The 9,771-nt window shown below is 41.3% G+C and carries 8 protein-coding genes, 1 tRNA gene and 1 pseudogene; 3 read left to right on the top strand and 7 right to left on the bottom strand.

Annotation, left to right across the window (positions count from 1 at the left end):
- Positions 1 to 7: 7 nt before the first annotated feature.
- Complete coding sequence (locus LG003_RS21900; protein ID WP_262981635.1) at positions 8 to 409, bottom strand: hypothetical protein; 402 nt, start codon at positions 407 to 409, stop codon at positions 8 to 10.
- Between the two features lie 242 nt (positions 410 to 651).
- Here LG003_RS21900 and LG003_RS21895 point away from each other — a divergent pair.
- Positions 652 to 1,014 (top strand): annotated as a pseudogene (locus LG003_RS21895) (type II toxin-antitoxin system HicB family antitoxin).
- 117 nt (positions 1,015 to 1,131) lie between these two features.
- Here LG003_RS21895 and LG003_RS21890 read toward each other — a convergent pair.
- From LG003_RS21890 to cysJ, 3 genes are read right to left on the bottom strand one after another with little or no spacing between them, the layout of a single operon-like run.
- A complete protein-coding gene (locus LG003_RS21890; RefSeq protein ID WP_262981634.1) occupies positions 1,132 to 1,866 on the bottom strand; it encodes a phosphoadenylyl-sulfate reductase in 735 nt (244 codons plus the stop codon).
- Entirely contained in the window at positions 1,863 to 3,593 is a 1,731-nt protein-coding gene (gene cysI / locus LG003_RS21885) for an assimilatory sulfite reductase (NADPH) hemoprotein subunit (protein WP_112877131.1), read from the bottom strand. The genes LG003_RS21890 and cysI overlap by 4 nt, the downstream gene beginning before the upstream one ends.
- Positions 3,593 to 5,419 carry an NADPH-dependent assimilatory sulfite reductase flavoprotein subunit gene (cysJ, locus tag LG003_RS21880; RefSeq protein WP_262981633.1) on the bottom strand — a complete coding sequence of 609 codons (1,827 nt, stop codon included), beginning with the start codon at positions 5,417 to 5,419 and terminating at the stop codon, positions 3,593 to 3,595. The genes cysI and cysJ overlap by 1 nt, the downstream gene beginning before the upstream one ends.
- A 267-nt stretch (positions 5,420 to 5,686) precedes the next feature.
- Here cysJ and queD point away from each other — a divergent pair, with 267 nt between their 5' ends.
- Positions 5,687 to 6,049: a 6-carboxytetrahydropterin synthase QueD gene (gene queD, locus LG003_RS21875; protein WP_112877133.1), complete on the top strand. Its 363-nt coding sequence runs from the start codon at positions 5,687 to 5,689 to the stop codon at positions 6,047 to 6,049.
- Positions 6,050 to 6,093: 44 nt separating this feature from the next.
- On the opposite strand, the gene queE is transcribed toward queD, so the two are convergent.
- Positions 6,094 to 6,765, bottom strand: coding sequence for a 7-carboxy-7-deazaguanine synthase QueE (queE, locus tag LG003_RS21870; RefSeq protein WP_262981632.1), 672 nt, complete (start codon positions 6,763 to 6,765; stop codon positions 6,094 to 6,096).
- A gap of 170 nt (positions 6,766 to 6,935) precedes the next feature.
- Here queE and LG003_RS21865 point away from each other — a divergent pair, with 170 nt between their 5' ends.
- The gene (locus LG003_RS21865; protein ID WP_112877134.1) at positions 6,936 to 8,321 is read left to right on the top strand and encodes an amino acid permease; all 1,386 of its coding nucleotides are present in this window, start codon (positions 6,936 to 6,938) and stop codon (positions 8,319 to 8,321) included.
- A 294-nt stretch (positions 8,322 to 8,615) separates the two neighbouring features.
- Here LG003_RS21865 and LG003_RS21860 read toward each other — a convergent pair whose 3' ends face one another.
- Together LG003_RS21860 and LG003_RS21855 are read right to left on the bottom strand one after the other, a co-directional pair.
- The gene (locus LG003_RS21860; protein ID WP_262981631.1) at positions 8,616 to 9,398 is read right to left on the bottom strand and encodes an endonuclease/exonuclease/phosphatase family protein; all 783 of its coding nucleotides are present in this window, start codon (positions 9,396 to 9,398) and stop codon (positions 8,616 to 8,618) included.
- A 138-nt stretch (positions 9,399 to 9,536) separates the two neighbouring features.
- Positions 9,537 to 9,613: transfer RNA gene (locus tag LG003_RS21855), tRNA-Asp, on the bottom strand.
- Positions 9,614 to 9,771 lie beyond the last annotated feature (158 nt).

Here is a 9,771-nt window from a genome sequence, read left to right as displayed (position 1 = left end):
ACTAAGATTAACTATTAGTGTGACCGTGAGTGTGAGATAAAATGATAAGACTAACATTATCATCTGTTGCTTTGCCGACTTCATCACATGATGAACGTGGATTTTCAAAAACATAGCCAATATAGTTATATCTGTTCAGTACATGAATCTCTTTTGTATTTTTTAGGTATGAGTTTTTGACACCCAGCCAGATCGGGGCGCATACGCCCATCTTAATTACTGCCTTATAAATGTCGCTTGTTACCTGATCTTCATCCATCGTTAGTGTAATGACATCTCCGCTATCGCTGATTGATAGTGGTTGCCATGACCGCATTGATTTTTGTAAAACTGAGTAATTGGTTGATTGTGCAAAAACGCTGAATGATGCAAGTACAAGTAAAAATAGCGTGCAGATATATTTTTTCATTAAATCTATCCTCTGTTTGTAGTAGAAGCCCATAAAACGGGTTTCCGTGAACTTTTTATCTTACCTGAATTTGGATATTAAAAGCCCCGAAAATCGGGGCTATTTCTCGAAGTGTGGTCAAATTTGGGACATAAAACAAAAATAATCATTTTAATTCAATTAATTAAATAAAAAATAAAAGAATTAATTGTTCTGTAATGGAATATAGGTGATCTCTCCAAAATAGCATTTCATTAGATTGCATGAGGATAAAGATGAAAGTACAAAATACAATGGTTGTCGCTGGACAACAGGCTGTTATTAGCTACGTGCCAGAAATCGGCATGTTCAGGGGTAAATTTTTAGGGCTGTCTGGTTATTGTGATTTTGTCTCTGATAGTATTCAAGGATTGTAAGATGAGGGTGAAATATCTCTACATGAATATCTTGAAGATTGCAACGCATCAGGTATTGAACCTTATGCAAGGCAAGAAAAAATCAAAACATTCACTCTGCGCTACCCCGAATCATTTGGGGAGCGATTACATTGTGCAGCAGCCGAGCATCAGATTTCGGTGAACGCGTTCATCATTGAAACTTTAAATGAGCGAATGAAACACGCGTAAAAATCCATTACACATCAGGATTAAATTGTCTTTCAGACTATTTATATTAATCATCACCCCCGCCCTAAAACACAGCGAGGGCTTTATCATTATTCCCACTCAGGAAATACCGGATTTTTAGTTTTCATGTAACCCACATTCTCGCTTCAAGCCAAAAAAACGGGTTTGTTCTTCACTCATGCCCGGTTCCCATTTTTGGGTTGTATGGATGTCACCAACAGAGAGATAACCTTGTTCCCATAATGGATGATATTCCAAGCCATGCTTTGTCAGATATTGATGCACACGTCGGTTATCCCAGTCGATAATCGGCAAAATCTTAAATATTCCCCGCTGTACAACCAGAACCGGTAATTTTGATCGACTTTCAGATTGCTGACGGCGTAAACCAGCAAACCAACTTTGTGCTCTCAGATTTTTCAAAGCCCGATTCATGGGTTCAACCTTATTAATCTGATTGTAACACTCTATTCCCTCTACGCCTTGTTCCCACAATTTCCCATATCGAGCTTCCTGCCAAGCCGGAGAATGGTCAGCACTGAATACTTGCAAATTCAGTTTCAACTGCGTTGTGAGTTTATCTATGAATTGATAAGTTTCAGGGAATAGATAACCCGTATCAGTAAGAATGACCGGAATATCAGGATATTCTTGTGTCACTAAATGAAGACATACCGCCGCCTGAATACCAAAGCTGGAGGAAAGAACAAACTCCCCTGGCAAATTTTCTAATGCCCAGTTTATCCTCTGGTGAGCATCCATCATTTCAAGCCACTGATTAATCTCAGCCAGTGATTGCTCTTGCTGTTCAGCAGTCATGCTAACAAATTGAGATAAACTGAATTGACTCATACCGCCTCCTGCCAATCGTAAAAATCGCGGGCTGAATCCAATACCGGTTTGATAATATCTGTGCGGATCAGGAAATCACCAAAACCCTCATTTGGCTGCCTCCCCGTCGCCCAACGCCCAATGAGTTCATCCATGATGGATAAAATCTCTTGTGAGCTGATATTTTCTTTATACATGCGTGGAATACGGGTGCCAATTCGATTACCGCCAAGATGAAGGTTATAACGATCAAGCGCTTTGCCAACTAGCCCTACCTCCGCCAACATCGCTCTACCGCAACCATTCGGACAACCTGTCACCCGCAAAACAATATGTTCATCACCAATACCGTGTTTATTCATCAGTTGTTCAACGTGGGTGACAAACTCCGGTAAAAAACGTTCAGCCTCAGCCATTGCCAATGGACACGTTGGGAAAGAAACACAAGCCATTGAGTTTTCACGCTGAACTGTGGTTTTATCGTCAATCAACCCATGCTGACGGGCGATAGTTTCAATGCGTTGTTTATCACTTTCAGGAATACCAGCAATGATTAAGTTCTGATTGGCCGTCAGGCGAAAATCCCCTTTATGTATTTTTGCAATTTCAGCAACCCCACTTTTCAGCCGCCTGCCGGGGTAGTCCAAAAGGCGACCATTTTCAATAAACAACGTCAAATGCCATTTATCATCGATGCCTTTCAGCCAGCCAATTTGATCACCTCGACCAGTAAATTCATAAGGTCGGATTGCCTCAAATTTCACGCCAGCGCGTCTCTCTACCTCTTCTTTAAAAGTATCAACACCAACCCGCTCCAACGTATATTTGGTTTTGGCATTTTTACGCTCAGTCCGGTTACCCCAATCACGCTGAGTTGTCACCACAGCTTCCGCAATTGCCAGCGTATGTACAAGCGGGATATAACCAAACTCACTCGCCATACGTGGATAGGTATTTTTATCACCGTGAGTCATCGCCAAACCACCACCCACCAACACGTTAAAACCAACCAGCTTGCTACCTTCTGCAATGGCAATAAAATTCAGATCGTTGGCATGCAGATCAACATCATTCTGTGGAGGAATAACTACCGTGGTTTTGAATTTACGCGGCAAATAAGTCGAGCCAAGAATCGGCTCTTCATCGGTCGTTGCGACTTTTTCTTTATCCAACCAGAGTTCAGCATAAGCACGGGTACGCGGCAGTAAATGTTCTGAGATTTTCTTCGCCCATTCGTAAGCTTGCTGATGTAGCTCTGATTGAATAGGATTCGAGGTACAAAGCACATTGCGGTTAACGTCATTCGCCGTCGCGAGCGAATCCAGTCCAACTTGATTCAGCAATTGATGCGCAAGTTTTACATTCCCTTTTAGAATGCCATGAAATTGAAATGTCTGGCGGTTAGTCAACCGGATACTGCCATAAAGGGTATTCTCTTCAGCAAACTTATCAATGCCCAACCATTGTTGTGGCGTAATCACGCCACCCGGCAGACGACAGCGCAACATTATTGCATGACGTGGCTCCAGTTTTTGCTCTGTGCGTTCAGCACGGATATCACGATCATCCTGCTGATACATGCCATGAAAACGAATCAACAGGAAATTGTCCCCTTCAAAACCTCCCGTCAAGCCATTAGTTAAATCTTCACTGATCGTACCTCGCAGGAAATTACTCTCCTGCTTCATACGCTCACTGTCAGCCAGTTTACCTTCGACAATCAAAGGACCATGTTGTTTATCATTCATTAGTACACATCCCTCTGATAACGGCGCTCAAGGCGCAGTTCACTTAAAAATTCATCTGCCTGTTCGGTATCCATACCGCTATGTTCAGCAATAATATCCAACAACGCATGTTCCACATCTTTCGCCATGCGGTTTGCATCACCACACACGTACAGATGTGCTCCTTCCTTTATCCAACGCCATACTTCTTCACCTTGCTCACGCAGCTTGTCCTGAACATAAACTTTATGCTGTTGATCACGGGACCATGCCAGATCAATACGGGTTAACAGGCCATCTTTGACATAACGCTGCCACTCCACTTGATAGAGAAAATCTTCAGTAAAATGTGGATTACCAAAGAACAGCCAATTTTTCCCTTCCGCGCCATCGGCCTCTCTTTGCTGCATAAACGCCCGAAATGGCGCAATTCCGGTTCCCGGCCCAATCATGATGACAGGCGTGCGAGGATCAGCAGGCAGACGAAAATTATCGTTATGCTCAATAAAAATACGAATATCGCCATTTTCCTGTAAGCGATCTGCTAGATAGCCGGATGCACCGCCGGTGCGGGCTCGCCCATCAATTTCATAACGAACCACACCAACTGTAAGATGAACTTCATTTTCTACTTCTGCCTGAGAAGAAGAAATTGAATAGAGTCTTGGTGTCAAAGGCCGTAGCAAATCAATAAATTGCTGCGCCTCTGGTTGAGAAGCCGCTTCTCTTATCATATCGGCGATCGGTTTATTGTGAGCGTATTGCTGTAATGCTTGTTTATCAGCAATCAAAGAAAGTAATTTTTCATCAATCAAAGAAAGTAATTTTTCATCTTTCGCGAGAACCGCGTATTTTTCCACAATCACACTGGTATTTTGGGTTAGCTCAACATGGCTGATCAACGCTTCTCTTAATGACAATTTCTGACCATTAACCTCAACTTGTTCTGTTCCCTGCAACCAGAGCAAATTCAACACTTCATCCACCAGCTCCGGATCATTTTCAAACCAAACACCCAAAGCATCACCTGGCTGATAACGCAAACCTGAATCACCCAGATCAATTTCAATATGACGAACATCTTTATCAGAACTACGACCCGTTATTTTCTGACGGGTAGCTAAGGCCGCAGTCAATGGCGCCTGTTTAGTATAAGAAGTTGAGAAAATTTCATTTACCGATCCATTCTGTGCAGTAGTAATCACAGTCCCTGTCTCAGCCGGAACACGCTGTTTCAAGATCTCAGTTAATTGTTTACGCCACTGAGCCGCAACCTGTTGATATTCCACATCACCATCCACACGCTCCAGAAGTTGTTGAGCACCTAATTCATTCAAACGATTATCGAAATCTTTTCCAGCCTGGCAGAAGCGTTCATAAGAGGTATCACCCAGACCAAAAACCGCAAATACCGTATCATCCAGCTTCGGCGCCTTTTTAGAATAGAGATATTTATACAATGCAACCGCTTCCTCGGCAGGTTCTCCTTCACCTTGAGTAGAAGCAATAATTATCAGTACTTTCTCTTGAGCAATTTGTTTGAATTTATAATCACTGGCATTGAACAAATTGACATTGAGTTTCTCTGCCAACAAATCATCACGGAGCTGCTCAGCTAAACGACGAGCATTACCAGTTTGTGAAGCTGAAATTAATGTAATCGTCTCCTGTGCCGGAACCGCAGGAGCCACAACCTGAACCTGTGGTTGGTGATTCACCATTCCCCAAAAATAACCAGACAGCCAGGCTAATTGAGTCGGTGAAAAATCCCCAACTGCCGATTGCAAACGCGCTAGTTGTTCAGGTGAAACCGGAAGAAGTGAAATTGAAGGTGGTTTTATGCTCATTATCCTGTGCTGCCCTTTACGATTACCAATGTCCGTTATTTTTAGTAAATAAAATAAATAGGGATGGTTTGTAAGGTTATCTCAGCGACTTGTTACTATTTAAAGAAACTATCGCAATATCAAATAACCAAAACGCCTAACCATATTTACAGATTTAATATATCTATAAAACAGTTAATAAGAGCAATGGCAAAAAAATGAAAAAACCAGGTTTAATTCAGAAGATCGGGTAGAATAGCGGGTTTTTTGAAGTCAGGGAGAACCACTATGAGCACAACGATTTTTAAAGATTTTCAGTTTGAAGCCGCCCACCGTCTGCCACATGTCCCAGAAGGCCATAAATGCGGTCGTCTGCATGGACACTCATTTATGGTACGACTGGAAATTACCGGGGAGGTCGATCCTCATAGTGGCTGGATTATGGACTTTGCCGATTTAAAAGCCCTATTCAAACCTGTTTGGGAACAGCTAGATCACCATTACCTGAACGATATCCCTGGACTGGAAAATCCAACCAGCGAAGTATTGGCAACCTGGATTTGGCATAAAGTTAAACCAATAGTTCCACAACTCAGTGCCGTTATGGTGAAAGAAACCTGTAATGCGGGATGTATTTTCCGCGGCAAATGAAACAACTTACTGCACCAGGAAACCTCCAGTGCAGTAAGCTTTTCTCAGGCAATATTCAAATATTTATGTGTTTGCATAGACAACCGCCAATTACGGGCAATACAGGTTTCAATACATAAACGGGTAGCATCTTCTTTCTGGCTAATCGGTTGCAGTGCAATAATGCGTGATGAGTTGCCATCTAATGTCGCCAATAACCCATCCAATGCTTCAATATCTCTTTCCCTCGCAACCGGATATTTTATTTCATTAGCCCTTTGTAAAGCTTGCTGCAATACCTGGTAACCACCACGCATATTAACTTTTGGTGAAACTGTCACCCAAGTAGCAACAGAACATTTAACATGATACGTTCCACTAGTTTCTATCTGGCATTGGTAGCCAAGGCTTTCTAACTCTTCGGTCAGAGGAATAAGATCATAAAGACAAGGCTCACCACCAGTAATAACAACGTGACGTGCGGTATATTTCTGTTGAACAAACAGCGCCGCAATTTGCTTAGGCGAAGCTTCACTCCATTCATTGCTTTCACTCGTCTTCAGCAAAATTGTCTCCAATGTCCGTTGCTTTTCCGCTTCTTTCTCCCAAGTGTGCTTAGTATCACACCAGCTACAACCAACCGGACACCCTTGTAGACGAATAAAAATTGCCGGGACTCCGGTAAAAAAACCTTCTCCCTGCAATGTCTGGAATATTTCGTTAATCGGGTAAAACATAAAAATCTCTGGTTTCATTAAGCAAGGGCGCATTATTGCAGATATCTATCCCTCGAACATCAATCTTTATGATAAGGTACGGGGTTTGCTTCGCTTAGCTAACATGCGACTTGTCGAGGCATTGTGTGCTTAAAATATATCTAGCACTGAGAAAGTGACAGGAATAAATAATGCAGAATAATGAAACTCAGCTGAAACGGGGTCTAACCGGGCGGCACATCCGCTTTATGGCATTAGGTTCCGCAATAGGCACAGGGCTGTTCTATGGCTCCGCAGCTGCTATTCAGCAAGCTGGTCCCGCCGTATTACTCGCCTATTTAATCGGCGGTGCTGCCGTATTTATGGTGATGCGTGCATTAGGTGAAATGGCTGTTCACCATCCAGTAGCCGGTTCTTTTTCACACTATGCCAGCCATTACCTCGGACCTTTAGCCGGATTTCTAACCGGATGGAATTATATATTCGAAATGCTGATCGTCTGCCTGGCTGACGTTACTGCATTTGGTTTTTATATGAAGCTCTGGTTCCCTCATGTGGAACAGTGGATCTGGGTACTAAGCATTGTCTGCTTTATTGGCGCAATTAATCTTTGTCATGTGAAGATTTTCGGTGAAATGGAATTCTGGCTTTCTATTGTGAAAGTCACCGCAATTATCGCTATGATTATCGGTGGTATGACCATCATGGTTTATGGATTCGGTCAAGAAACAGATCATGCAACCGGTATTGCCAGTTTGTGGGAATATGGCGGTTTTATGCCTAATGGCATCAGTGGCGTGATAGCTTCACTCGCCATTGTGATGTTTGCTTTTGGTGGTATTGAAGTCATTGGTATCACTGCCAGTGAGGCAAAAAACCCCGAGAAAACGATTCCAAAAGCAATCAATGCTGTCCCTTTCCGTATTCTGCTGTTCTATGTACTGACTCTGTTTATTTTAATGTGTATCTATCCGTGGAATCAGATCGGTCAAGAAGGTAGCCCATTCGTACAGATTTTTTCTAGCTTGGGTATCAATTCTGCTGCTAACATTCTCAATATCGTAGTGATTACTGCCGCAGTTTCAGCAATCAATAGCGATATTTTTGGTGCTGGCCGTATGATGTACGGCATGGCCCAAGAAGGACAAGCGCCTAAATCATTCACCAAGCTGAGCCGTAATGGCGTACCCTGGATGACTGTAATCGTTATGTCAGCAGTTCTATTAATTGGGGTTATACTCAACTATATGATTCCGGAAGAAATTTTCATTATCATTGCCTCTATCGCAACATTTGCTACTGTATGGGTATGGTTAATGATCCTACTTTCTCAGGTTGCTATGCGTCGCAAAATGAGCAAAGAAGAAGTTAAGGCCCTGAAATTCCCCGTTCCTATGTGGCCAATAGCACCTGCATTAACCATTATCTTTATGATATTTGTTATTGTATTACTGGGCTATTTCGAAAAAACCCGCATTGCATTAATTGTGGGAATCACATGGGTAATCTTATTATCAATCACCTATTTCTTTAGCAAAAAGAAAAATATTTCTCAAATCCATCAGATAAAAAAATAATTTTCCTTCATAAATGCCAGATTAATCTGGCATTTATTTTAATTATCCAAATGAAATATATTTAATATTTATCTTAATATAATTTCAACATATTAATTAAAATAATTTATATATTATCTCAATATAAATAAATTTTATTTTTAATAATATAAACCCGTCGAAACATATAATAAAAAGTTACAACGAAGTAAGAATGATATAATATTTTTAAGCTATAAGGTCATGTTTTTTCAATGAATTAAATAAGAATTTAATTCATTGAAAAATAGAAGGATATATTCTTATAATAAAGAATTAATAAAAATTCACAACAAGAGGATTATGATCGGAGGCATCAGTAAGTATCACAGTAGCATTAGCTATATTCAACTCTCGGAAAAAAATAAAATCTAAAGGTCTGCCAAACGCGATTGTTCGATAGTCATCAGTAAAAGATACTTCTTCAAGGTGTAAATATCTGGTAAAACGTTTTAAAGCATTTAATCGTTGCTTACTCCATGCATTAAAGTCACCAGCCATAATGACTGGGCCGTTATGTAAACGAACATGAGCACCAATGTTATTCAACTGGCGGCTATACACATCCACACCAAAACTGAAATTTATCGCATGCACATTAATAACCATTAACTGACGATTATCCTGTAAAAGATAAACAGTGATGAGAGCGGATTTAGATAAACGTAAAAGGGGCTCTTTCTCTCTCAGTGGGCAGCAATAGACAGGATGAGAAGTTGCTAACGTCATTACACCAGAGGGGTGTTGTGGTAATAGAAATGCAGGAACTTGATCAGATATTAGGTAATTTGAGGTAGCAAATTCAACTAAATCAGGGGTTGTCTGCGCTTCTTGTAATAAAATCAACTGGCTTTCGTTAGTCAGCTCTTTCAGAACCTTTCTCCATGAAGGACGCTGCTGTTTATAGATATTCCATACAACAACCCTAAGCTCATTTGTACCAGTGGTCAAAGGAGTACCTACAGGTAATATATTCCCAAGCTGATGAGTCGACATAGGAAAGACACGTTCAACAGGTTGTCCAGCAACATATCTTATCGCATAGGTTTTTTTTACCACGTAAAAAACCTCTTAAATGCAGAATAACTATAAAAACTATCCAATTCTATCAAATAGAATAAGGTAGTTATTGATTTTAATACTCATAAACAGCAAAAAACCCTGAAATTTCTCTCAGGGTTTCTCTGCAAATTAAGGTGGCGGTGCGGACGGGACTCGAACCCGCGACCCCCGGCGTGACAGGCCGGTATTCTAACCAACTGAACTACCGCACCACCGAATTCTCTTTGATTTATATCGCTGTTACGACATAAAACTTAAATATCAAACTTAGCAGCTCATAAACGGCTTTCCTGCCGTTTGCCCTTCGGACCATCGCAATTCGCGACGTTCAAACCCGTTGCCGATGGAGTTTGTCCTACTCTCTGCTACT

Origin of the sequence: Photorhabdus kleinii (assembly GCF_025384885.1) — a bacterium.
Classification (GTDB): domain Bacteria; phylum Pseudomonadota; class Gammaproteobacteria; order Enterobacterales; family Enterobacteriaceae; genus Photorhabdus; species Photorhabdus kayaii.
Note: the sequence above shows the minus strand (reverse complement) of the source record. Positions and strands in the feature narration are given on the sequence as shown.